This window comes from Leucobacter sp. CX87, assembly GCF_018682295.1.
In the GTDB taxonomy this organism is placed as follows: Bacteria; Actinomycetota; Actinomycetes; order Actinomycetales; family Microbacteriaceae; genus Cx-87.
The window spans coordinates 39029-62887 of the sequence record NZ_JAFIRI010000007.1; the positions used below are offsets into that span (position 1 = coordinate 39029).

Annotated in this window: 18 protein-coding genes; 12 read left to right on the forward strand and 6 right to left on the reverse strand. The window is 67.8% G+C overall.

What is annotated here, in order from left to right; genetic code table 11:
- The first annotated feature begins 224 nt into the window (after positions 1-224).
- From KOE53_RS11050 to KOE53_RS11070, 5 genes are read left to right on the forward strand one after another with little or no spacing between them, the layout of a single operon-like run.
- The gene (locus tag KOE53_RS11050; protein ID WP_188058533.1) at positions 225-1118 is read left to right on the forward strand and encodes an NUDIX hydrolase; all 894 of its coding nucleotides are present in this window, start codon (positions 225-227) and stop codon (positions 1116-1118) included.
- A gap of 17 nt (positions 1119-1135) precedes the next feature.
- Entirely contained in the window at positions 1136-2482 is a 1347-nt protein-coding gene (gene nadA / locus KOE53_RS11055; protein ID WP_188058534.1) for a quinolinate synthase NadA, read from the forward strand.
- On the forward strand, positions 2479-4134 hold the full coding sequence (locus KOE53_RS11060; RefSeq protein WP_188058535.1) for an L-aspartate oxidase: 1656 nt from the start codon (positions 2479-2481) through the stop codon (positions 4132-4134). The genes nadA and KOE53_RS11060 overlap by 4 nt, the downstream gene beginning before the upstream one ends.
- Complete coding sequence (nadC, locus tag KOE53_RS11065) at positions 4128-4976, forward strand: carboxylating nicotinate-nucleotide diphosphorylase (protein WP_188058536.1); 849 nt, start codon at positions 4128-4130, stop codon at positions 4974-4976. The genes KOE53_RS11060 and nadC overlap by 7 nt, the downstream gene beginning before the upstream one ends.
- Positions 4973-6217: a cysteine desulfurase family protein gene (locus tag KOE53_RS11070; RefSeq protein ID WP_188058537.1), complete on the forward strand. Its 1245-nt coding sequence runs from the start codon at positions 4973-4975 to the stop codon at positions 6215-6217. The genes nadC and KOE53_RS11070 overlap by 4 nt, the downstream gene beginning before the upstream one ends.
- On the opposite strand, the gene KOE53_RS11075 is transcribed toward KOE53_RS11070, so the two are convergent.
- The gene (locus KOE53_RS11075; protein ID WP_188058538.1) at positions 6214-6987 is read right to left on the reverse strand and encodes an SDR family NAD(P)-dependent oxidoreductase; all 774 of its coding nucleotides are present in this window, start codon (positions 6985-6987) and stop codon (positions 6214-6216) included. The genes KOE53_RS11070 and KOE53_RS11075 overlap by 4 nt on opposite strands.
- Positions 6988-7121: 134 nt before the next feature.
- Between KOE53_RS11075 and KOE53_RS11080 the strand changes: the two genes are divergently transcribed.
- From KOE53_RS11080 to KOE53_RS11095, 4 genes are all read left to right on the forward strand, one after another.
- Positions 7122-8591, forward strand: coding sequence for an amino acid permease (locus tag KOE53_RS11080; protein WP_188058539.1), 1470 nt, complete (start codon positions 7122-7124; stop codon positions 8589-8591).
- Positions 8592-8715: 124 nt separating this feature from the next.
- Positions 8716-10044 (forward strand): bifunctional o-acetylhomoserine/o-acetylserine sulfhydrylase, encoded by a 1329-nt coding sequence (locus KOE53_RS11085; RefSeq protein ID WP_188058540.1) that lies wholly within the window; start codon positions 8716-8718, stop codon positions 10042-10044.
- Positions 10045-10147: 103 nt separating this feature from the next.
- The gene (gene metX, locus KOE53_RS11090) at positions 10148-11392 is read left to right on the forward strand and encodes a homoserine O-acetyltransferase MetX (protein ID WP_188058541.1); all 1245 of its coding nucleotides are present in this window, start codon (positions 10148-10150) and stop codon (positions 11390-11392) included.
- Positions 11393-11505: 113 nt separating this feature from the next.
- Complete coding sequence (locus KOE53_RS11095; RefSeq protein ID WP_188058542.1) at positions 11506-12081, forward strand: hypothetical protein; 576 nt, start codon at positions 11506-11508, stop codon at positions 12079-12081.
- A gap of 64 nt (positions 12082-12145) precedes the next feature.
- Here KOE53_RS11095 and KOE53_RS11100 read toward each other — a convergent pair whose 3' ends face one another.
- The 3 genes from KOE53_RS11100 to guaB1 form a co-directional block, all read right to left on the reverse strand.
- Positions 12146-13192: a hemolysin family protein gene (locus tag KOE53_RS11100; protein WP_188058543.1), complete on the reverse strand. Its 1047-nt coding sequence runs from the start codon at positions 13190-13192 to the stop codon at positions 12146-12148.
- Positions 13189-14517 (reverse strand): hemolysin family protein, encoded by a 1329-nt coding sequence (locus tag KOE53_RS11105; protein WP_188044699.1) that lies wholly within the window; start codon positions 14515-14517, stop codon positions 13189-13191. The genes KOE53_RS11100 and KOE53_RS11105 overlap by 4 nt, the downstream gene beginning before the upstream one ends.
- Before the next feature lie 159 nt (positions 14518-14676).
- Positions 14677-16113, reverse strand: a complete 1437-nt coding sequence (gene guaB1 / locus KOE53_RS11110; protein WP_188058544.1) for a GMP reductase — start codon at positions 16111-16113, stop codon at positions 14677-14679.
- 157 nt (positions 16114-16270) lie between these two features.
- On the opposite strand from guaB1, the gene KOE53_RS11115 reads away from it, so the two are divergent.
- Entirely contained in the window at positions 16271-20011 is a 3741-nt protein-coding gene (locus KOE53_RS11115; protein WP_188044700.1) for a multifunctional oxoglutarate decarboxylase/oxoglutarate dehydrogenase thiamine pyrophosphate-binding subunit/dihydrolipoyllysine-residue succinyltransferase subunit, read from the forward strand.
- A gap of 91 nt (positions 20012-20102) precedes the next feature.
- On the opposite strand, the gene KOE53_RS11120 is transcribed toward KOE53_RS11115, so the two are convergent.
- Positions 20103-20819, reverse strand: a complete 717-nt coding sequence (locus tag KOE53_RS11120) for a type 1 glutamine amidotransferase (protein WP_223160207.1) — start codon at positions 20817-20819, stop codon at positions 20103-20105.
- A 203-nt stretch (positions 20820-21022) separates the two neighbouring features.
- Here KOE53_RS11120 and KOE53_RS11125 point away from each other — a divergent pair, with 203 nt between their 5' ends.
- Positions 21023-22402, forward strand: a complete 1380-nt coding sequence (locus tag KOE53_RS11125; RefSeq protein WP_188058545.1) for an FAD-dependent oxidoreductase — start codon at positions 21023-21025, stop codon at positions 22400-22402.
- Positions 22399-22851 (forward strand): flavodoxin domain-containing protein, encoded by a 453-nt coding sequence (locus KOE53_RS11130; protein ID WP_188058546.1) that lies wholly within the window; start codon positions 22399-22401, stop codon positions 22849-22851. Before KOE53_RS11125 ends, KOE53_RS11130 begins: the two co-directional genes overlap by 4 nt.
- Here the strand turns inward: KOE53_RS11130 and KOE53_RS11135 are convergent.
- Positions 22848-23810 carry an alpha/beta fold hydrolase gene (locus KOE53_RS11135; protein WP_188058547.1) on the reverse strand — a complete coding sequence of 321 codons (963 nt, stop codon included), beginning with the start codon at positions 23808-23810 and terminating at the stop codon, positions 22848-22850. The genes KOE53_RS11130 and KOE53_RS11135 overlap by 4 nt on opposite strands.
- Positions 23811-23859 lie beyond the last annotated feature (49 nt).

Here is a 23859-nt window from a genome sequence, read left to right on the forward strand (position 1 = left end):
GCGCGGGCGGCGAACTTGGCGGCGTTGCACCCGCCACCGCCCGGGTAGGCATCGAGTACGGCCGTCGAGGTGACGGCGCGCAGCTGCGTTGGCGTTTCTGCGACCCCTCCATGCACCTACCTCAACCCCAACAATTTGACATGCCTCACGATAGGACTAGGTTTACTTATGGTCAATCTGACCATAAGACGATCGACGAAGAATAATGCCACCGAGGAGTCCGCGTGCGTTATGCACACACCAGCGCGAGCGAGCGGCGCACCCTGCCACCTGCGATCGCCGTCTCAACGGTCGCGTTCGCGGTTGACCTCCCCCGAGACGCGCCCATGGGCGATCCAGACGCTCGTGCGACAGACGCCGAGGCAGCCCTCTGGATCCCGCTCGTTCGGCGAACCCGTGAACCGTTCGCCGGGCATTGGGCGCTACCCGGGGGGCCTACCGAATGGCACGAGACCCTCTCCGACACCGCGCTTCGCGCGGTGAGCGACACGGTCCTACGCAAGCCGGGCTATCTGGAACAGCTGTACGCATTTGGAGCCATCGAGCGCTCAGCACACGCTCAGCGGCTCGTCACCATCGCGTACTGGGCGCAGTACGGCGAACAAGATTTTGCGGCGCCGCCGATCGACACCGCCCCGGAAGAGTCGCGCGGGGCACCCGCAGACCGCCCCGGGGTGCCGCTTCGCTGGGATGATCTTCCTCCCGCGCCGACCGCCGGGCCGCACCCCGCTCGGCCCGGCCTCGCGCAGACCCCCGACCCCAATGTCGCCTGGTTCCCAGCTGACCGCCTCCCACCACTCGCCTTCGACCATGCCGAGATCGTCGAGTATGCGCTCTGGCGACTACGCATCAAGACCGAGTACTCAGCAGTCGCTCATCGATTCCTCAGCCCGACATTCACCCTCGCACAGCTCAGGCGAGTGCACGAGGCGATCCTCGGCCACGCGGTTGATCCAGCGAACTTCAGACGGCAATCGATCGCGAGCGGAAGCCTCATTGAGACCGGCAAGTTTCTCACTGGTTCGGCGCACCGCCCGGCCCGGCTCTACCGCTTCCGCGACGAGCCCGCGGCCAACTCTGATCAACCACAGACCACCCCACGAATTGTCGCCGAGTAGAACACAGGGAGCATGCAATGACCAGCGTGCAAGAACTCATTCGAACCGCAGTCGAGCGCGAAACCCAAGAAGGCGAGGCCGCGAGGCCCGCCATGCGGGCAGCAGGGCGGCGCCCGATAGCGCTCCGGGCTACCGGCGCAAGCGCCTGCGGCACCGAGCTCGCGAAAGATCCGTGGGCGATCGATCGCGCCACCGGCTATGGCCCCGGCGCTTCGGTCGCCGACGCGATCCCGGAAACCTCCCCCCGCCAGGGCCCGCTGCCCGATCGTTACACCAACGCGAGCGACGAAGAACTCGACACCTGGATCCTCCAGGCAAAAGCGGCCCTCGGTGATCGCGTGCGGATTCTCGGACACTTCTACCAGCGCGACGAGATCGTGAAGTATGCCGACTTCATCGGCGACTCTTTCATGCTCGCACAGGCCGCGAAACAGCACCCCGAGGCTGAATCATTCGTGTTCTGCGGCGTGCACTTCATGGCCGAAACCGCAGACATTCTTTCTGCCCCTGAACAGTCGGTGATTCTGCCCAACCTCGCAGCGGGCTGCTCGATGGCCGACATGGCAACCATCGAGCAGGTTGAAGACTGCTGGAAAAGCCTCATGGCCACGCTCGAGGTGACGGGCACTGGGGAGACTCGCACCGGACTGCAGGCCGTCGTTCCGGTCACGTATATGAACTCTTCAGCGGCAATCAAGGCATTTTGCGGCCGCAACGGTGGCATCGTCTGCACCTCATCGAACGCGCGCACGGTACTCCAGTGGGCCTTTGAACGCGGTCAGCGCGTACTCTTCTTCCCCGATCAGCATCTCGGGCGCAACACGGCGAAGGCTATGGGCATACCCGAGGACCTGATGCCCCTCTGGCGCCCACACCTCCCCCTCGGCGGGAACACCAGTGACCAGCTGCGCGACTCGAAGGTGATTTTGTGGAATGGCTTCTGCTCGGTGCACAAGCGATTCACCGTCGCTCAGATCGAACAGGCACGCGCCGAGTACCCGGGGGTGCGCGTGATCGTGCACCCCGAATGCCCAGCACCGGTTGTTGAGGCCGCCGATGGCGCCGGATCCACGGAGTACATTCGCCAGCAAATCGACGCCGCCGCCCCCGGCACCGTGTTCGCGGTCGGCACCGAAATCAACCTCGTGAATCGCCTGCAGCAGCAGTACCCCGAACTCACCATTTTCTGCCTCGACCCCGTAGTCTGCCCCTGTTCGACGATGTATCGCGTCCACCCCGCCTATCTCGCTTGGACACTCGAAGCCCTCGTAAGGGGTGAGACCCCCAACCAGATTCGTGTCGATGAGCGCGTGGCACGCGATTCGCGGGTTGCGCTCGAACGCATGCTCGCCGCACGACCATGAGCGCGCACATCCTCATCATCGGCACCGGCGTGGCTGGGCTGTCGAGTGCGTTGAGCGCGGCCCACGCGGGCGCAGATGTCACGCTCGTCGCCGAGGGGCGCGACCTTACCGAGCGGGGCGGCAATACCCAGCTTGCGCAGGGCGGAATCGCCGCGGCGATCGGGGCACACGATCATCCGTCGCGGCACGCCTCCGACACAGTGGCTGCTGGCGCTGGCCTCGTCGACCTTCGTGCGGCCACCCTGCTCACCACCCACGGGGCTCGGGCGATGCTCGACATCATCGGTGATGGCTTCGCGATCGATCGGGACGCGGCCGGTGACCCCGTCATGGGTCTCGAAGGCGCTCACGGCGAGCACCGCATCGTGCACGCTGGTGAAGATCGCACCGGGGCGACGCTCCACAGCTTCCTGCGCGGGCGAGTGCTCCGCGAAGTGCGACTCGGGCGAGTGCTCGTCTTGCCCGAGCACACCGCCGTGAGCCTGATCGTGACAGACGGAAAAGCGCAAGGCGCGAGGCTGCAGGACGCCTCTGGCGCCATAGTCACGCACTCAGCCGACGCCGTAATACTCGCGACCGGCGGGTACGCGGGGCTGTACCCGCGCAGCACCAACGCGGTGGGGATGCATGGCAGCGGAATACTCCTCGGGGCACGCGTAGGCGCGACACTCACGGACCTCGAGTTTGTGCAGTTTCACCCGACCGTGTTGCACGGCACAGGGGTACTCATTTCTGAGGCAGTGCGCGGGGCCGGAGCGGTGCTGCGCGACAGCGCCGGGCGCCCCTTCATGCGTGACGCGCACCCTCTGGGAGATCTCGCCCCCCGCGATGTCGTGTCTCGCGAGATTCACCGCGTGCTGCGGGAGCACGGCGGCAGTTCGGTGTGGCTCGACGCGACCGCGCTCGACGTGCCTGCGCGTGGCTCCTCCTTCGCGAGGGGCGCGCTCGCGAAGCGGTTCCCGGCTATCACCGCAGCAATCTCCGCCGCGGGGCACGACTGGGCGCGCGAACCGGTTCCGGTGTCGCCCGCCGCCCACTACTGCATGGGCGGCATCGCGACAGATCTCGATGCGAGAACGAGCGTGCCTGGCCTCTTTGCCGCGGGAGAAATCGCCGCTACCGGCGTGCACGGCGCGAACCGTCTCGCCTCGAACTCTCTCCTCGAGGGGCTCGTGTTCGGCGCGCGCGCGGGCCGAGCGGCCGCGGCGATCGGCATCGCCGGGGTGCGTGAATCGACACGCGATTGGTCGTACTCAGGCGACGAGATGAGAAACCTCGAAGCCGAGCAGCTTGTTGTCACCGTCGAGGGAGGGAGATCTCCCCTCGACCAGACTGCGTCTCCCGATGCGGCCGCCGTCGCAGCTGCGGTAGACCGCGGCCTCGGCATCGTGCGCAGCGAAGAGGACTTTCGGGCCGCATCGCAGGTGTTCGCGGCGTCGTCCGGCCAGACCGCCCAGCTCGCGTCCCTGGTGCTCGCGGCGGCGGAGACCCGCACCGAATCTCGCGGCACGCACCAGCGCAGTGACTACCCGTCGACCGACCCCGACCAGGCCCTGCGGCGCTCGATGCGGGTGACCTTCGCCGCGAACGCCACCCCCCTCCCCACCACCCCAATCTGGGCCAACGCAGCAAAGGAGCCGCACCCGTGCTGACTCAGCAGACCATTGAACGTACGGTGCAGGCAGCGCTCGCCGAAGACGCACCATGGGGTGACCAGACCGCCGAGCTCGCGATTCCCGAGAGTACGAGCTTGACCGCTGCGATCGTCGCGCGCGAAGCCGGGGTGTTCGCGGGAGGCCGAGTGCTCACCGAGTGCTTTCGGCAGACTGACTCACGCATTGCGGTGAGCGACATGCTGAGCGACGGAGCTCGGTTCTCACCTGGCGACACGCTCGGGCGGGTGTCAGGCCCCGCACGCGGGATCCTGACCGCAGAACGCGTTGCCTTGAACTTCACTCAGCGCATGAGCGGTATTGCAACGCTCACCGCGGAGTATGTGAACGCGGTGAGCGGCACCAGCGCGAGGATCGCGGACACTCGAAAAACGACGCCCGGCCTGCGTGCCTTCGAGAAGCACGCAGTCTCGGCGGGTGGTGGTTCCAGCCACCGATTCGGGCTCTCCGACGCCATCATGATCAAAGACAACCACCTCGCGGCGATCGGCGCAGTTGACGGCGATTCCACGACCACGGCGCTGCGTGAGCTGCGTCGGCGCGCGGGGCACACCGTGTCGATCATTGTGGAAGTCGATCGCCTCGATCAGGTCGAAGCGGTACTCGCCGCAGAGGTCACCGGCATTTTGCTCGACAACTTCTCGCTCACTGACCTGGCCGAGGGCGTTCGACTCATCGGCGCCCGCGCAATCGCTGAGGCGAGCGGCGGCGTGAATCTCGACACCGTCGGCGACATCGCTCGTACCGGTGTCGACGTGATCTCGGTGGGTCGCCTCACTCACGGCGCTCGGGCGCTCGACCTCGGGCTCGACGCAGAGTGAGCGTCGCCCGTTACCTCGATGCCGCCGCGACGGCGCCCCTGCGCGAGGAGGCGCTGGAACGAATGCGCGAGGTGGCCGCGGCGGGACCAGGAAACCCCTCCAGCGTGCACGGGCCGGGCCATCGTGCGGCGGGAACGGTCGCCGAAGCGCGCGAGCAGATCGCGGGCACGTTCGGTGTGCGCCCGCCCGAAGTCATCTTCACCTCGGGCGGCACCGAGGCAAACAACCTCGCCATCATCGGGCTTGCTCTCGCGAACCCGCGGGGGCGGCATCTCGTGACGACACCCATCGAGCATCCGTCGGTGCTTGAAAGCTGCCGTTTTCTCGAGCGAGTGCACGGCTTCGAACTCACCCTCGTCCCAGTCGGTGAGGATGGGCGGGTCACTCCCGCACAGCCTGCCGCGGTGCTGCGACCGGACACCACCCTCGTCAGCATCGGCCTGGCCAATGCCGAAGTGGGCACGGTGCAAGACCTCCCTGCGCTTGCGCGCGAGGTGCGCGCGAGCGGAGCGCTGCTGCACACCGATGCGGTGCAGGCCGCAGCCTCACTTCCGGTGTCGCTCTCAGCTGGCGCCTGGCCCGGCGCCGACATCGACGCCATGACGGTCGCCTCCCACAAGTTCGGTGGGCCGCAGGGAGTCGGTGCGCTCATCGTGCGGCAGCACCTGCCGGTAGAGCCGCTCCTGCACGGTGGAGGGCAGGAGCGCGGAATGCGGTCGGGCACCGAGAACGTCGTGGGCATCGCCGGGTTTGCGGCCGCCGTGGTGGCCGCACGAGCAGCGGTTGGCCAGCAGGCCGTTGCGCTCATGGAGAGCCGAGACGCGCTGGTATCGCGCGTGCTTGCTGAGGTGCCGGGCGCGAGGCTCACGGGCCACGCCGAGGAGCGGCTCCCGGGCCACGCCTCGTTTGTCGTGCGGGGTGTGAGCGGCGAGTCGTTGCTCGTCGCACTCGACGCAGCCGGGTTTGCCGTCTCGTCCGGATCGGCCTGCGCCGCAGGCAACGACGAGCCCTCCCCCGCGCTCCTCGCGATGGGCATCGACCCAGAGCTTGCCCAGACTGCCGTGCGCTTCACGCTGCACGGCGCACTGGGTGGAGTCGCTGGGAGCGACATCAACCGCATCCTCACAGTACTCACCGCCGAGCAGGCAGCGTTCTCCCCGCGACGGAGCTTCGCAGGCGCCGCACATACCGGCGTTGAAGCGGCACAAGCGGCCCCGCACGACCAGCCCGCCCGGCACTAGCCCTTCGGCGTCAGCGGCCCGCGGTGCGTGTGGAACACGCTCGTCTGTGCGACGGGGCGGATCACGATGAGGTCCTGATTCACGTGTGCCGGCTGGGCGAACGCCCCCACGAGCACTTCCGCGACCTCGTCGGCGGTCAGCGGCGTGACATCGGCGTAGGGCTTCTCTGCGGCGGCGGCATCGCCCCGCAGGCGGTTGAGGGTGAACTCCTCCGTGTGCACGAGGCCGGGCGCGAGCTCCATCACCCGAATCGGCTCGCCCGCGAGCTCGAGCCGCAGCGCCCCCGTCACGGCGTGCGCGGCGAACTTGGCGGCGTTGTACCCGCCACCGCCCGGGTAGGCATCGAGTGCGGCCGTCGAGGTGAGATTCAGGATCGTGGCGCCTGCGGCACCACCCCGGACCGCGTCGCGCAGCACGGGTAGGAGCGCGGCGGTGACCGAGCGCAGGCCGAGCACGTTCACCTCAAACATCCAGCGCCAGTCGTCATTCGAGGACGCCTCGACTGAGTCTGCCCCGAGCGCCCCTCCCGCGACGTTGGCGAGCCCCGTCGCCCCGCCGGTCGACGCGACCTCGGCGGCCATCCGGGCAACGTCCGCCTCGTCGGTGATGTCGCACACGATGGGGTGCGCGCCGGTCTCGGCGGCGAGCGCGCGCAGCCGGTCCTCACGACGGGCAACCGCCACAGTCTCCCAGCCCTGCGCCGCGAAGCGACGTACCGTCGCGGCCCCGATCCCTGAGCTTGCCCCGGTCACTACGATGCGCTGCGCCATTGTCCCGCCTGTTCTTCCCTAATATCTGTGGTGCGCCGGTTCCACGCAGGATCCGGCAGCGTTCTCCTTCGCAGGCTACTGCACCGCCCCGCCGGGCTGGAATGCAGCGCACGTCACGTAGCATTGAAGACCGCATGACTACCGCATCCCCCTCCCCCGAACGCGCTGAGGCGACTCCAAGCGCGACCGCCTCCGCGGGGGCTCCCACCCAACTCCGGCGCGGGTTGACCGCTCGTCACATTCGCTTCATGGCGCTGGGCTCGGCCATCGGCACCGGGCTCTTCATGGGTTCCGCGGGGGCGATTCAAACCGCGGGGCCCGCCGTCCTGCTGGCGTACATCGTGGGCGGCGCCGCGGTCTTCATGGTGATGCGCGCCCTCGGGGAGCTCGCGGTGCGCCACCCCGTCTCGGGATCCTTTGCTCAGTACGCATCGCGCTACGTCGGCCCGTTTGCGGGATTCCTCGCGGGCTGGACGTACACCTTCGAGATGTTCGTGGTCGCCCTCGCCGACGTGACCGCGTTCGGTCTCTACATGGGGTTCTGGTTCCCTGACGTCGAGCGCTGGATCTGGGTGCTCGCGGTGGTCTTTTTTATCGCGGCCCTCAATCTCATGAGCGTGAAGGTCTTTGGCGAGCTGGAGTTCTGGTTCTCGCTGATCAAGATCACCGCGATCGTGCTCATGATCGCGGGTGGCATCGCCATCATTGTGTTCGGGCTCGAGACGCAGACCGAGAATGCCGCCGGGCTGCAGAACCTTTTCGCACACGGCGGGTTCATGCCGAACGGGCTGTGGGGCGTGCTCGCGTCCTTCACCATCGTGATGTTCGCCTTCGGCGGCATCGAGGTCATCGGCATCACCGCGGGCGAGGCGCAGAACCCCAAGAAGGTCATCCCGCAGGCGATCAATTCCGTCCCGGTCCGGATCCTGTTGTTCTACGTGCTCACGCTCGGCGTCATCATGTGCCTGCAGCCGTGGAACACCTTCGACGGCGAGACCAGCCCCTTTGTGTCGATCTTTGCGGCGTTTGGGCTGCCGGGGGCAGCCCACGTCCTCAACGTCGTGATCATCACGGCGGCGCTCTCCGCGATCAACGCGGACATCTTTGGCGCGGGGAGGATGCTGCGCGGGCTCGCCCAGCAGGGGCAGGCGCCTCGCGCCTTCACGAAGCTCACCTCGACGGGAGTGCCGTGGCTCACGGTCGTCGCGATGGTGGGTGCGCTGCTCGTCGGCGTGCTCCTCAACGCGCTCTTCCCTGACCAGATTTTCTTCCTCATCGCGGCGCTCGCCACCTTCGCGACCGTGTTGGTCTGGCTGATCATCCTGATCGCCCACGTTCGCATGAAGCGCGAGATTGCCCGCACGCGCGCCCTGCCGAGCGAGTTTCCGTCACCCTGGTGGCCGTTCGCCTCGTATGCGACGATCGCGTTCGTGCTCTTCGTGATCGTCATGATTGCCGTCGTCCCGAGCACGCGCCCGGCGATCCTGGTGGGGGTGGCCTGGATCCTGCTCTTGCTGCTCGGCTATCGGCTGTGGGTGCGGGGGCCGGGCCGACAGCGCTGCGAGCTCGTCGACGAGACCGCGCCGATCCTCCCCGAGAAATAACCCCGGCAGATGCGACACATTACTGCGCGTGTCGCTCGCCCTTGTCTCGGATAGCACGCGCGCTTACGCTTCCGGGAGAGCAGTCACCCCCACCTACGCACTTCACCCGCTTCAAGGAGTTTTCATGACGAACGAACAGACCTGGCGCTTCGAGACGAAGCAGGTCCACACCGGCGCCCAGCCCGACCCGACGACGAAGTCGCGTGCGGTGCCGATCTACCAGACCACGTCCTACGTGTTCGACAGCACCGACCACGCAAAGAACCTCTTCGCGCTGGCCGAGTTCGGCAACATCTACACCCGCATCCAGAACCCGACCCAGGCGGTCGTGGAGGAGCGCCTCGCTGGCCTCGAGGGCGGCACCGGCGCCCTGCTCGTCGCCAGCGGCCAGTCGGCGACGAGCACGGCGATCCTGAACATCGCCCAGGCGGGCGACCACTTCGTCTCGTCGGGCTCGATCTACGGCGGCACCTACAACCTCTTCAAGTACACGCTCGCGAAGCTCGGCATCGAGGTCACCTTCGTCGAGAACCAGGACGACGTGGCCGAGTGGCAGCGCGCGGTCCGGCCGAACACCAAGGCGTTCTTCGCCGAGACCATCGGTAACCCGAAGATCAACGTGCTCGACATCCGCGCCGTCGCCGACGTGGCCCACGAGAATGGCGTCCCGCTGATCGTCGACAACACGATCGCCACCCCGTACCTCATCCGCCCGTTCGAGCACGGCGCCGACATCGTCGTGCACTCGGCCACGAAGTTCCTCGGCGGCCACGGCACCACGCTCGGCGGCGTCGTCGTCGACGGCGGCTCGTTCGCTTGGTCGAAGAACGTCGAGAAGTTCCCGGGCCTCACCGAGCCCGACCCGTCGTACCACGGCGCAAGCTACACGGCCGCGGTCGGCGATGGCCTGGCCTACATCATCAAGGCGCGCGTGCAGTTGCTGCGCGACCTCGGCTGGGCGATCGCCCCGAACAGCGCCTGGCTGCTCATCCAGGGCATCGAGACCCTCTCGCTGCGGATCGAGCGCCACGTGCAGAACGCACAAGACGTTGCCGAGTGGCTCGAGAACCACCCGGATGTCGCGAGCGTGAACTACTCGGGTCTGCCGTCGAGCCCCTGGTACGCCGCCGCGAACAAGTACGCCCCCAAGGGCGTCGGCGCAGTGCTGTCGTTCGAGCTCAAGGGCGGGGTCGACGCCGGCCGCGCGCTCGTCGAGAACCTCGACCTGTTCAGCCACCTCGCAAACATCGGCGACGTGCGCAGCCTCGTCATCCACCCCGCGTCGACGACACACTCGCAGCTCTCCCCCGAGGCCCAGCTCTCGGCTGGTGTGACCCCGGGGCTCGTGCGCCTCTCGCTCGGCATCGAAAACGTCGAGGATCTGAAGGCCGACCTCGAGGCCGGCTTCGCCGCCGCCCGCAAGGTCGTCGCGGAGGCTCGCGCGAACGCGTAACATTCACGCCCAAACAGACGCCCCTGCCCCGACTTTTCAAGTCGCGGTGGGGGCGTCTGTCATATTGCGCGGGTCCCACCGATCTCACGCCAGAATGGAGCACATGGACTGGCAGACGCCCGAGGACTCATTCCCCACGGACTTCATCACTGACGCGCAGCTGCGTGCGCTCATCGGGCGCCCGCCCATCTCGGGCGCCTGGCGTGACGGCGATCCTGTCGGTGAGCGCCGATTTGTCCCGATCGGTACGGTCACCACCGAGGCCGGCGCCGAGATTGCACACGCGCGCATCGCCTACGAGCAGTTCGGTGAGCTGAACGAGGCTGGCGACAATGCGATCCTGGTGTTTCACGCCCTGACCGGCGACAGCCATCTCGTCGGGCCTGCGGGGCCCGGCCACCCGACCGACGGCTGGTGGACCGAGATCGTCGGCCCCGGCCGCGCGCTCGATACCGACCAGTACTGCGTCATCGCCCCGAACGTGCTGGGCGGCTGCCAGGGGTCTACCGGGCCGGCCTCACTCGGCCCCGGCCGTCGCGAATGGGGAGCGCGCTTCCCGTACCTGACGATCCGCGACCAGGTGTCGGCCGCGGCCGCCTTCGCCGACGCGCTCGGCGTCGCCCGTTTTGCCGCGGTCATCGGAGGTTCTATGGGCGGCATGCACGCGCTCGAGTGGGCCATCCGCTTCCCCGAGCGCACCGAGCGCCTCGCGGTGATCGCAGCTCCCCCCGTCACGACCGCCGACCAGATCGGCCTGAACCTGGTGCAGCTCGAGGCCATCCGCTCAGACCCTGCCTACCGGGACGGCGACTACTACGACGCCCCTGACGGGGTCGGCCCGCACCACGGACTTGCGACCGCGCGGCGCATGGCGCTCTTGAACTACCGCAGCTTCACCGAGCTCAACGAGCGGTTCGGCCGCGCGTGGCAGTCGGCGGTGAGCCCACTCGGAAGCGGGGGGCGGTTCGCGGTGGAGTCCTACTTAGACTTCCACGGCAACAAGTTCACCCGCCGCTTCGACGCGGGCAGCTACCTCACCCTCGTGCAGGCAATGAACTCGCACGATGTCGGCCGAGGCCGCGGCGGGGTCGAGCAGGCCCTCGCGGGCGTCACGATGCCCACCGTGGTACTCGGCATTCCGAGCGACCGACTGTTCACGATCGACGGTCAGCGTGAAATCGCACGACTCGTTCCTGGCAATCTCGACGGCGACGATCCTGCGGTGATCGACTCCCCGTTCGGCCACGACGCGTTCCTCATCGAGCACGAGCGCGTCGGTGAGCAGCTGATGCGGCTGCTGTCCACGGTCGTCGACGCCGCGCAAGAGCGCGAGCACACACCCGGGTAGGCCGATCTACCCAGGTGGCTCACACCGCCCTCTCACCTCGCCCGTCTAGCGTGGAGGGCAGTGACACGGGAACTGGTCCCGGCAAGAATCAACTGGCGAATGAGGTGCACGCGGTGGCAGGTCTTCCGGTCTCACGCGGCACCGCCGCAGCCGTCACCGCACTCTTCATTGCCGCACCCCTGTGCCTATCCGCCTGCAGCTCCGCCCCGGTGCTCGGGGAGGTACACGCGAGCCTTCGCACCGCGGCAGGTTCAGACGTACTTGCCCCGCCCATCCCCGAGCGCTACATTGCCGACACCACGGCGATTGGCAGTCTGCGCGGCGAGACCGGCGAGGTACTCGGGTCGAGCGAGCTCCACACGAGCGGCGAGCTCACCCTCACCGACGGCGTGATCACGGCGGCCGACTTCGCGGCGAGTGCCGAGGGGTTGCCCGAGCTGAGCTTCACCCTCACACAGCCGATCATGCTGCGCCGCGACGGCCAGAGCGGCGAGACGGTCGACGCGGTCGGCACGCTCGTCGTCGGCCAAATGGAACGACGCGACACGACGATCCGCATCACCCCTGACTTCTCGGGCGACTCCGCCCTGGTCAACGCGACGATCACGCTGCCCGACAGCCTGATGCATGCGCTCCCCGAGACCTCCCGCGTGCTCGAGGTGTCGCTCGCCCTCAGCGCGGCGCAGTAGTCGCGAACGAACGAATCGGGGCGGCAGGGGTTATCCCCCGCCGCCCCGATTCGTTGTGTGCGTCCTACTCGAAGCGCTCGCGCCGAGTCGCATCGTGGACTTCGCCGACGAGCTGCTCGATGATGTCCTCGAGGAACAGGACGCCGATCTCACGCCCCGCGCTCGTGCGGACGCTCGCCAGGTGCGTGCCGGTGCGCTGGAGACGCGCAAGCACGTCCTCCAGCTCGGCGTCTTCGTGAATCGTCAGCATGCTACGAATACGCTTCGGTGAGATGGGCTCGGTGTAGCGGTCGTCGCCCGTGCGCAGCAGGTCCTTGATGTGGACGTACCCCGCCAGGTCGCCATCCTCATCGGCGAGCAGGTAGCGCGAGAAGCCGTGGCGCGTGACCGCGGCCTCCACGTCGTCCGGCGTCGCCGTGAGGGGCAGGGTGACGAGCTTGTCGCGCGGGATGACGAGGTCCTTCGCCTGCTTCGTCGTGAACTCGAACGCGGCGGTGAGCGCACCACTGCGGTCCTCAAGCACACCCTCGCGCGTCGAGTGGCTCACGATATTCGCGACCTCCTCGAGCGTGAACGTGCTGTTCGTCTCGTCTTTGGGTTCCACGCCAAACAGGCGCAGGATCCCGTTGGCGATCCCGTTGAGCGCCCAGATCACTGGGCTGAACACTTTGGAGACGACCACGAGGGGCGGCGCGAGCAGCATCACGGCGCGATCCGGCAGCGAGAACGCGGCATTCTTCGGCACCATCTCCCCGAAGACGACGTGGAGGTAGGTGACGATCAGTAGGGTCACGACGAAGGCCGCGATCGACACAAACTGCGCCGAGAGACCGGTAAAGGCCAGCGGCCCCTCAAGTAGATGGTGAATTGCCGGCTCAGAGACGTTCAAGATCACGAGCGAGCAGACAGTAATACCCAGCTGGCTGGTCGCCAGCATGAGCGTCGCGTGTTCCATCGCGTAGAGCGCCGTCTTCGCGCGCTTCGAGCCAGCTTCGGCCCGTGGCTCGATCTGCGATCGGCGCGCCGAGATCACGGCGAACTCTGCACCAACGAAGAAGGCGTTGACGACCAAGAGCACCACGAGCCATGCAATTCCGGCCCAGTCACTCATCGTTTGTCCTCCTGCTCGGCGTCCACGGGCACGGGCTCACCCGTGTAGCGCAGCCGGTCGATCCGGCGCCCGTCGAGGCGCTCGACGCGCAGGGTGCCGCCCCCGGGAAGGGGGACCTCGTCGCCGACCTCGGGCAATCGCCCGAGCTCACGAATGACAAAACCTGCGACTGTGTCGTAGGTCCCGTCGTCGGGCACCACGATGCCGGTGCGCTCGCGCACCTCGTCGGGGCGAAGGTCGGCGGGCAGCGTCATCGCGTCGGCGGTGCCGACCACACCGGCGTGTGCCCGGTCGTGCTCGTCGGCGACCTCTCCCACAAGCTCCTCCACGAGGTCCTCGAGGGTGACGATGCCGGCGGTCCCGCCGTACTCGTCGACCACGATGGCGAGCTGGAAGCCGCTGCTACGCAGTTCGCCCAGCAGCTGGTCAAGGCGCATGGTGTCGGGCACGCGCACGGCGTCCTCGCAAAGCGCCGCGACCGGGACTTCGGAGCGCTTATTGCGGGGCACTGACACGGCCTGCTTGACGTGCACGACGCCGACCACGTCGTCGCGATCCTCGTCGATGACGGGGAAGCGGGAGAAGCCGGTGCGGCCGGCAAGCTCGATGACGGCCTGAGCCGGCTCGAGTTTCTGCACGCTCTCGACCCGCATGCGCGGGGTCATGACGTCAGCGGCCGTGTGCTCGGAGAACCGCAGCGTGCGGTCAAGCAGCGTCGCGGTGTCTGCCTCAAGCAGCCCCGCGCTCGCAGAGTGGCGCACGAGGGACGAGAGTTCCTGGGCGCTGCGGGCACCCGAGAGCTCTTCCTTGGGCTCCACACCGATCGCGCGGAGCATGCCGTTCGCGCTGCCGTTGAGCGCCAGTACCGCCGGCTTAAAGACAGCGGTGAACCCACCCTGGAACGGCATCACGAAACGAGCTGCGGCGAGCGGCTTCGCCAGTGCAAAGTTCTTGGGAACGAGCTCGCCGATCACCATCGACAGGAAGGTCGCGAGGGCGACCGCGATGGGCACCGTGATGAGGATCCTTGCTCCCTCGGGCACCCCCAGCGCGGCGAGCGGCACGGCCAGGAACGAGCTCAGCGCCGGCTCGAGCGTGTAGCCGGCGAGCAGCGTCGTAAGGGTGATGCCGAGCTGCGCACTCGAGAGGTGCGTCGACGTGATCGTGAGGGCTCGGATCACCCGGTCGAGCCCGGGAACACCAGCCTCGCGCTTGCGCTCGAGCTCGTGCCTATCGAGGGCAACGAGCGAGAACTCAGCGGCGACAAAAAAGCCGGTTCCCACGGTGAGGATGAGACCAATTCCGAACAGAAGCCAGTCGTTCACGGGCGGCTCCCTGCGGCGAACCGCGCGCGCCCAGGCGTGAACCTGTGATGCGCGCGGCAGCTACTCGGAGGGTCTGACGGTCTTCGAGGGGAGGATGCGTCCATAATTACGCGCAATCGTATCAGTCCGGCGCTGAGTAGCGGCAGGATCCACCGCGACTTACTCGACGCGGTCGCGCGCCCGCCCCTCTTCGTAGCCCGCCGCGGACTGCTTGCCGACGACCGCGTTTTCGCGGAACTCGGCGAGCGAGCGAGCGCCCGCGTAGGTGCATGAGCTGCGGAGGCCGGAGGTGATCTCATCGACGAGATCCTCCACCGAGGGGCGGTGCGGGTCGAGCCTGACGCGACTCTCGCTAATCCCCTCGGAAAACAGGGCTTTCTTCGCTTGCTCGAACGGATCCAGCCGCGAGAACCGGGCCTCGACGGCCTTCGCGGAGGCCATGCCCCAATTCGTCTTATAGAGGCCGCCGTCCGCGGCGCGTCGGATCGTGCCCGGGGACTCAATCGTGCCGGCGAACCACGACCCAATCATGACGCTCGCCGCGCCTGCGGCCAGCGCGAGCGCGACGTCGCGCGGGAAGCGCACCCCGCCGTCGGCCCACACGTGCGTGCCGGCCTGTGCCGCGATCTCCGCGGTCTCGAGCACCGCAGAGAACTGCGGGCGGCCCACCGCCGTCATCATGCGCGTGGTGCACATCGCGCCCGGCCCGACGCCGACCTTCAAGATGTCCGCGCCGGCGGCGACGAGGTCGCGTACCGCGGCGGCGGTCACGATATTGCCCGCCACGATGGGGGTGCCGAGATCGAGCGCGCGCACGGTCTCGATGGCGCGCAGCATGCCGGCCTGATGCCCGTGGGCCGTATCGAGCACGAGCACGTCGACGCCCGCTTCAACCAGGGCCTTTGCCCGCCCGGCCACGTCGCCGTTGATACCGACGGCCGCGGCGAGCGCCAGCCGACCGTCGGCGGACAGGTTGGGCCGGTACACCGTGCTGCGCAGCGCGCTCGCGCGGGAGATCGTGCCGATGATGCGGCCGCGGCGGACCACCGGCGCGAATGAGGATCCTGCGGCGGTGAGTGCGTCAAAAGCCGCGCGGCCGTCCGCCATTTCCTCGGCGTCAAGCGAAAGCCAATGCCGCTGCACGAGCTCCCCTAGGGGTCTGGTGGGTGGCGCATCGGCGAGCAGCTCCGCCGGAACCACACCCAGATCATCGTCGCCGCGGGTCACCACGAACCCGTAGCCCGCGGTCGCGGGGAGAATTTCGAGCGCCTGGGCGACCGTCGTCGTGGACGGCACGCGGTAGACCGAGTCCAGGGCGACCGGCTGTGCCTTCACCCACTCGATCGCGGCGAGGAGGTCCTGCGGGCCGAGATCCTGCGGGAGCACGCCGAGTCCCCCGCGTCTCGCGAGGCTCGCGGCGAGCCGGTGGCCGGTCACGGCATTCATGTTTGCCGCCACGAGCGGCACCGTCGCGGCCGTCCCGTCGCCCGGGGCCAGATCAACCTCATACCGGCTGCGCACCTCGCTCGGGCCAGGCACCAAGAAGACATCGGCGTAGGTCAGATCGTCGTGGGCGCCATCGCTCAGGAATCTCATGTCATCCACGGTACCCCTCAGGAAGCGCGCCGTCCCCTATCGCGCATGAATCCGCAGCCGAACTGTCGTAGGCTTGAGGGTGTTGGGATGCGCAGATGCATCTCGGAACTACCTTGCATTCGACGCGCGCACTCGCGCAGAGAGAGGGCGATCAGTTTTGACTGGCGAGACGGGCGTTCCCGAAAACGGGAGTACCGCAGAAGATTTCGGTGCGAACGCGTGGCTAGTAGACGAGCTGTACAAACAGTACGTCGCCGATAAAGATTCCGTCGATCGATCGTGGTGGCCCGTGCTTGAGCGCTACCAGGGCACGACCGAGGAAGCCGAGGCGGCATCGCCCGCCCCCGCGGCAACCGCGCCTGACGCAGCGCAGCCCGCCACATCGCCGATCCCGACGGTCACCGCTCCCATCACCGCGTCCATCACGCAGCCGGTCGAGGCACGCACCACGAACGCCGCGCCGCGCCAGGCCCCGATCCCGGCCGACGCCCCCAAGGCAAAGCCCGCCACCGGCGTCATCGACGCCGTCGAAGCGGAGGACCAGGTCACGCCGCTGCGCGGCATGGCCAAGACCCTCGCCAAGAACATGGACTCGAGCCTGACGGTTCCGACCGCGACGAGCGTGCGCACGGTGCCCGCGAAGCTGCTGATCGATAACCGCATCGTTATCAACAACCACCTGCGGCGCAGCCGCGGCGGCAAGGTGTCGTTCACACACCTCATTGGCTGGGCCCTCATCCAGACGCTGAAGGAGTTCCCTAGTCAGAACGTCGCGTACGGCGAGGTCGACGGCAAGCCGTCGGTCATTGCCCCCGCGCACGTAGGCCTGGGCATCGCGATCGACCTCCCCAAGCCCGACGGCACGCGCGCCCTCATGGTCCCGACCATTCGCCGCGCAGACACCCTCGACTTCAACGAGTTCCTCGCCGCGTACGAAGACCTCGTGAAGCGCGCCCGCGGCGGAAAGCTCGCCGCTGGCGACTTCGCCGGCGCCACGGTCTCGCTCACGAACCCGGGCGGCATCGGAACCGTGCACTCGGTTCCCCGCCTCATGACCGGCCAGGGCTGCATCATCGGCGCGGGCGCCCTCGAGTACCCCGCCGAGTTCCAGGGTTCGTCGCAGCGCGTGCTGAGCGATCTCGGCATCGGCAAGACCATCACCCTCACGAGCACCTACGATCACCGCGTGATCCAGGGCGCAGGATCCGGCGAGTTCCTCAAGCTCGTGCACGAGCGCCTCATCGGCGGGCACAGCTTCTACGAGGAAATCTTCGCCGCGCTGCGCATCCCGTACGCACCGATCCGGTGGGCGTCGGACATTCACGTCGACATCTCCGGCGCCGTCGACAAGACGGCCCGCGTGCAGGAACTCATCAACTCGTTCCGCGTGCGCGGCCACCTCATGGCCGACGTCGACCCGCTCGAGTACGTGCAGCGTTCGCACCCCGACCTTGAGATCGAGACCCACGGACTCACCTTCTGGGATCTCGACCGCGAGTTTGTCACCGGCGGCATCGGCGGCGAGCGCACCATGCGCCTGCGCGACATCCTCGGCGTGCTGCGCGACTCGTACTGCCGCAAGATCGGCATCGAGTACATGCACATTCAGGATCCGGAGCAGCGCGCCTGGATCCGCCAGAAGGTCGAGGTGCCCTACGCGAAGCCCGGGCACGACGAGCAACTGCGCATCATGGAGAAGCTCAACGAGGCCGAGGCCTTCGAGACCTTCCTCCAGACGAAGTACGTGGGCCAGAAGCGCTTCAGCCTCGAGGGCAGCGAGTCGGTGATCGCCTTCCTCGACGCCATGCTCATCGAGGCCGCGGAAGACGGCGTCGACAGCGTCGACATGGGCATGGCGCACCGCGGCCGCCTGAACGTCCTCTCGAACATCGCGGGCAAGACGTATGGCCAGATTTTCCGCGAGTTCGAGGGTGCCCAGTCGGGCAAGGCCGGTTCGGGCGACGTGAAGTACCACCTCGGCACCGAGGGCGTCTTCACCGCCCCGAACGGCACCCAGGTGCCGATCTACCTCGCGGCGAACCCCTCGCACCTCGAGGCGGTTAACGGCGTGCTCGAGGGCATCGTGCGCGCGAAGCAGGACCTCAAGCCGATCGGATCGTTCACCACGCTTCCCGTGCTCGTGCACGGCGACGCCGCGATGGCCGGCCAGGGCGTCGTTTACGAGACGCTGCAGATGTCTCAGCTGCGCGGCTACCGCACGGGCGGCACGATCCACGTGATCGTGAATAATCAGGTGGGCTTCACCACGCTCCCCCAGGACTCGCGTTCGGCGATCTACTCGTCAGACATCGGCAAGGCCGTACAGTCGCCGATCTTCCACGTGAACGGCGACGATCCCGAGGCTGTCGTGCAGGTGGCGCGCCTCGCCTACGAGTTCCGCCAGCGCTTCCACAAGGACGTCATTGTCGATCTGATCAGCTACCGCCGCCGCGGGCACAACGAGGGCGACGACCCCTCGATGACGCAGCCGCTGATGTACGACCTCATCGAGGCCAAGCGCAGCGTGCGCCGCCTGTACACCGAGTCCCTCGTGGGTCGCGGCGACATCACGCCCGAGGAATACGAGAAGGCGAAGCAAGACTTCACCGATCGCCTCGAGCGCGCGTTCCAGGAGACGCACGCGGCCCAGACGTCGTCGATCCCGGTGATCGATACGACCGGCGTCGCCGCCGAGCTCCCGGTCGAGACCCCGCCCGCCGAGGCGCCCGAAACGACCGGCGTCGACCGCTCGGTCATCGAGCGCGTGGGTGACGCCTTCGGCAACAAGCCGGCCGGCTTCACCGTGCACACGAAGCTGCAGCAGCTCATCAACAAGCGCGTCGAGATGAGTCGCTCGGGCGGCATCGACTGGGGCTTCGGCGAGCTGCTCGCCCTCGGTTCGCTGCTCGTGGAGGGCACCGCGGTGCGCTTCGCGGGTCAGGACGCCCGCCGCGGCACCTTCGCCCAGCGGCACGCCGTCTTCCACGACCGCCAGAACGGTCAGGAGTGGATCCCGCTGCTGAACCTGTCCGAGGACCAGGCTCGCTTCTGGATCTACGATTCGTTCCTCTCGGAGTACGCGGCGCTCGCCTACGAGTACGGCTACTCGCTGCAGCGCGAGGACGCCCTCGTGCTCTGGGAAGCACAGTTCGGCGACTTCGCAAACGGCGCGCAGACCGTGATCGATGAGTTCATCTCGTCCGCGGAGCAGAAGTGGGGCCAGCGTTCCTCGGTCGTCATGCTGCTACCGCACGGCTACGAGGGCCAGGGCCCGGACCACTCGTCCGCACGTATCGAGCGTTACCTGCAGATGTGCGCCGAGAACAACATGACCGTCGCACGTCCGTCGACGCCGGCGAGCTATTTCCACCTGCTGCGCCGCCAGGCGTACTCGCGGCCGCGCCGCCCGCTCATCGTCTTCACTCCGAAGTCGATGCTGCGGCTTCGTGGGGCAACGTCGAGCGTCGAGGACTTCACGACTGGCGCGTTCCAGCCGGTCCTGGACGACCCGCAGGTGCAGGATCGCGCGGCTGTGGAGCGCGTCATCCTTGTCTCGGGAAAGACGTACTACGACCTGCGCGCGGAGCTGGATAAGCACCCCGACCCGCGGGTCGCGCTCGTGCGCATCGAGCAGTACTACCCGGTGCCCCAGGTCGAGCTCACCTCCACGCTGTCGCAGTACCCGAACGCGGAACTGGTGTGGGTGCAGGACGAGCCGGAGAACCAGGGCGCCTGGCCGTTCATCTCGCTCGAGCTGTCGAAGCACCTCGCGAACGACAAGATTCGCTGCGTCTCGCGCCCGTCCTCGGCGGCTCCGTCCACCGGGTCGGCCAAGGTGCACGCGGTCGAGCAGGCAGCGCTCGTCAGCGAAGCGCTGAGCTTCGGGGCCGGCGCGTAGGCTCCAGCGCACAAAGCGGCGCCCGGACCACCTCACGGTGGCTCGGGCGCCGCTTTGTTGTTCGGGCGGCGTCCTCGCGCGGACGTCGGCGCTAGCGACCCGCGACGATCTCGGCGAAGCGTCCCGCGAGGGCGCCCCAGATGTCGCGAAGTTCCGGCTCCGCCGCGCGCACCGCGCCGACCAGCTCAGTGCCGTCGATCCCCAGTTCTGCGAGGTCCTCCACGCTGTCGTCTGCCCAGGCCTGGGCGGTATCGCCCAGCGCTTCGGGGTGGAACTGCACGCCCCAGGCGCGCTCCCCCAGCCGGAATGCCTGGTTCGCGCAGCCCTCACTTGACGCCAGGAGGCGGGCGCCGTCCGGCAGCCGCTCAGCCTCAAGCCAGTGCCACTGCAACACGGGCACCTCGGAGCCGCTCAGCCCGCCAAAGAGCGGGTCGGCCGCCGCCGCCTCGGCGAAACGGACCGCGTTGAGGCCGACCTCCGGGCCCTGCGGCATCTCGTGCACGCGGCCCCCGGTCGCGGCCGTCAGAAGCTGCGCGCCCAGGCAGATGCCGAGCGTCGGGACCTCCTGCTCGACCGCCGAGCGCAAGAGCGCCCGGGTCGCGGGCAGCCAGGGCGCCTTCTCGTCCTCGTTCGGGCCCATCGAGCCGCCCAGCACGATGAGCCCGTCGGCGCCGTCGAGCGTCGCCGGCACCGGCGCACCGGTCGCCGGGCCCACGACGGTCAGTTCCATCCCCTGCTCGCGCAGCCGCTCCCCGACCAGACCGAGGCCAGCATCGCCCTCGTGCTCGATCACCAAAATACGCCCCATGCGCGTGCTCCCTCGTGTAGTTCTCGCCCTATTCTGGCGTGAACCGGGGCCCAGCGGAAGCGCGCGGCCGACCTGCGTCTCGCCTGCACAAATCGATATATCCAGCTCTGGTGCACCCCCGCATGACAGAGTTGAGGGTGCGGGGTGAAGCCCTCTCCCCACCGCACTTCAGAGACGCCCTCTCGATCACCGAGGACAGCACCATGCCGAGCACCACGCAGGATCAGTCTGCTCCCCGACGCATCGCCATCGTCGGCAGCGGCCCGTCCGGGTGCTATCTCGCGCAGTCTCTCCTGCGCGGCTCCCCCGGGGTCGAGGTCACGATCTTTGACCGCCTCGCCTCCCCCTACGGTCTCATCCGCTACGGGGTCGCCGCGGATCACCAGCACACCAAGGCCATCACGCGCCAGTTCGAGCGACTGTTCACCGCACCGGGCGTCCGCTTTGCAGGCGGGGTGAACGTCCACGGCGACGTGCAGGCGGAACCGCAGCCCGGCGTCGACGTAGCCCTGTCCGACATCCGCGCCCACTACGACGCCGTCGTGCTGGCGACCGGGCTCAGCCATGACCGCGCGCTGGGCGTGCCCGGCGACCACCTCCCCGGGGTGTTCGGCGCCGGGGCGATCACGCGCACACTGAACGCCCACCCGGGCGAGCGGCCGGAACTGCCGAGCTTTGGCACCGACGTCGTCCTCGTCGGAGGCGGCAACGTCGCCCTCGACGTGCTGCGCTTTCTCGTGAAGGATCGCACGGGCTATGCCGAGAGCGACGTCGCCGACCACGCCCTCGATCACTACCTCGATCAGCCAGCCCAGCGCGTGAGCGTCCTCATCCGATCGAGCGTGAGCGAGATGAAGGGCGAGGCCCAGATGATTCGCGAGCTCGAGGCGCTGCCGCGGGCGCGCTACCGCTTGGCGGCGCCGCTCCCCGAGGCGGTCACGGCCTCCGAGGGCACACCGGCAGATCGCGCTGCCGCTGCCCGGCTTGAGGCCATCGCCGCGCTCACTGCCGAGAGCCGCGCGGCCCACCCGGGCCCCGAGGTGACGCTGCACTTTGACACCACGCCGCTCGCGATCCTGGGGAGCGATCGCGCTGAGTCCGTCTCAATCGTGTCGGCCAACGGCCCGGGCGCAATCTCGGTGCGCGCCAGCTCGGTGATCAGCGCCATCGGCTTCGTCCGGGACGCCGCCGGCCCGCTCGCCCGTCAGCTCGACGAAGATTCCGAGACCGGACGCATCGAGCCGGGCCTGTACCGCACGGGGTGGGCCAAGCGCGGACCCCGCGGGGCCATTCCCGAGAACCGCACCTGCGCGAAGAACGTCGCCGACGAGATCCTGTCCGACCTCACGGCCGGTCTGATCGCCCCCGATCCTGCGCGCCGCGGCTTCGCGGGGCTCGGCAGCCAGCTCCAGCACGAGTCAGTTAGCTACGCTCAATGGATACGGCTCGACGAGCACGAACGCGAGAGCGCGCCCGCCGGCAGGACCCGGCGAAAGCTTCCCGACCGCGACCATATGCGGGCGATCGCCCACGGCGACGCCGCACGCACCACTGAGCATTCAATGAAAGGAACCGCGCTGTGAAGATCACCGTCGTCTACGGCACCGAGTCAGGCAACTCAGAGCTGATCGCCGAGGACCTCGGCGCGAAGCTGCGCGAGACCCACGACGACGTCGAGGTGTTCGACCTGCAAGACGTCGACCCGGCAGGCATGAACGCCGACACTTTCTACCTCGTGGTCTGCTCGACTCACGGCGATGGCGGCCTGCCGAATTCGGCGCTGCCTTTCGCCGAGGCGTTTGACGCCGCGCTTCCCGACCTCACCGGGGTCCGGTACGCCATGTTCGGCCTCGGCGATACCTTCTACAGCGGCACCTACAGTCAGGGCAGCGAAAACCTTGACCGCCGCTTTGTTGCCCAGGGCGCAACCCGCGTGGGCGAGTATGGCCGGCACGACGCGTCCTCGTTCGATGACATGAGCGAGGTCGCCCTCGCCTGGCTGCCGGGCGCGCTCGAGGCCGCCGGCCTCTAAGGCGCCTCGGCCTGAGCCGGCCCGTCCTCCTGCCGCGCCAACCAGCCCACGATTGCCTGGTTGGTCTCATCTGGGCGTTCCTGCTGGATCCAGTGACCGGTATCCAGGCTGACTACTTCCACGTTCGGCACGAAGGCGCTCAGCCGTGCAGAGCGCATAATCGTGTCTCGATCGCCATAGATCATGAGCGCGGGCTGCCGGATGATGGGATCCGCCTCTGCGAGCAAGTCCCAGTTGCGGTCGAGATTTCGATACCAGTTGATACCTCCGCTGAACCCCGACGCCTCGAATGCGGAAATAAAGACGGCAAGTTCACGATCGCTCATCAGTGGATCTCCGAGGGGTGCCTCAGCCTGGGCAAGGTTCATGAACGCCATGCCCGGCTCGGGCGCACGTTCCGGTTCATTTCTGCGAAACAAGTTGCGCAGGAACTGAGCGGTGTGCGCGTCGAGCACAGCATCCGCGACACCCGGCTGACGGTTGAAGTGGACAAAGTAGAAGTCGCCGCCAAGCATCTCCTCCATGAACTCGATCCAGGGCTTCTCCCCACGCTCTTGGTACGGCAGGCTCAGCGCAACGATCTGCTTCACGCGGCGGGGGTGCAGCATGCTCAGCCCCCAGACCACGAACGCTCCCCAGTCGTGCCCCACGAAAGTGGCGTCCTCGTACCCGTAGTGATCGAGCAGAGCGACAAGATCACCTGACAACTGCCCGATGTCATACGCTGCCACCTCACTCGGGCGGGAGGAGTGCCCATACCCACGCTGGTTCGGCACAATGACGTGGTATCCGGCCGCGACCAGGGCAGGCAGCTGGTGGCGCCACGAGTAAGCGTGCTCGGGCCACCCGTGGCACAGCACGATCGGGTTTCCGGCGTTCTGCCGGCCAGCTTCAAAGACTTCGAGTTCCACTCCGTTGACAGAAACGCGTGTGGGTTCGGGAAAATCCGATGGACTCATGTGGGGCTCCTCAGGGTGCGATCCGATCGGTGGTCGACCGGCTGCTCCG

What these genes read in the sequence shown, in the direction of transcription:
- KOE53_RS11120 (WP_223160207.1), bottom strand. Translation starts at nt 20,819, where the DNA reads ATGGGGCGTATTTTGGTGATCGAGCACGAGGGCGATGCTGGCCTCGGT.
- KOE53_RS11100 (WP_188058543.1), bottom strand. Translation starts at nt 13,192, where the DNA reads ATGAGTGACTGGGCCGGAATTGCATGGCTCGTGGTGCTCTTGGTCGTC.
- metX (WP_188058541.1), top strand. Translation starts at nt 10,148, where the DNA reads ATGGACTGGCAGACGCCCGAGGACTCATTCCCCACGGACTTCATCACT.
- KOE53_RS11060 (WP_188058535.1), top strand. Translation starts at nt 2,479, where the DNA reads ATGAGCGCGCACATCCTCATCATCGGCACCGGCGTGGCTGGGCTGTCG.
- KOE53_RS11075 (WP_188058538.1), bottom strand. Translation starts at nt 6,987, where the DNA reads ATGGCGCAGCGCATCGTAGTGACCGGGGCAAGCTCAGGGATCGGGGCC.
- KOE53_RS11080 (WP_188058539.1), top strand. Translation starts at nt 7,122, where the DNA reads ATGACTACCGCATCCCCCTCCCCCGAACGCGCTGAGGCGACTCCAAGC.
- guaB1 (WP_188058544.1), bottom strand. Translation starts at nt 16,113, where the DNA reads ATGAGATTCCTGAGCGATGGCGCCCACGACGATCTGACCTACGCCGAT.
- nadA (WP_188058534.1), top strand. Translation starts at nt 1,136, where the DNA reads ATGACCAGCGTGCAAGAACTCATTCGAACCGCAGTCGAGCGCGAAACC.
- KOE53_RS11085 (WP_188058540.1), top strand. Translation starts at nt 8,716, where the DNA reads ATGACGAACGAACAGACCTGGCGCTTCGAGACGAAGCAGGTCCACACC.
- KOE53_RS11125 (WP_188058545.1), top strand. Translation starts at nt 21,023, where the DNA reads ATGCCGAGCACCACGCAGGATCAGTCTGCTCCCCGACGCATCGCCATC.
- KOE53_RS11135 (WP_188058547.1), bottom strand. Translation starts at nt 23,810, where the DNA reads ATGAGTCCATCGGATTTTCCCGAACCCACACGCGTTTCTGTCAACGGA.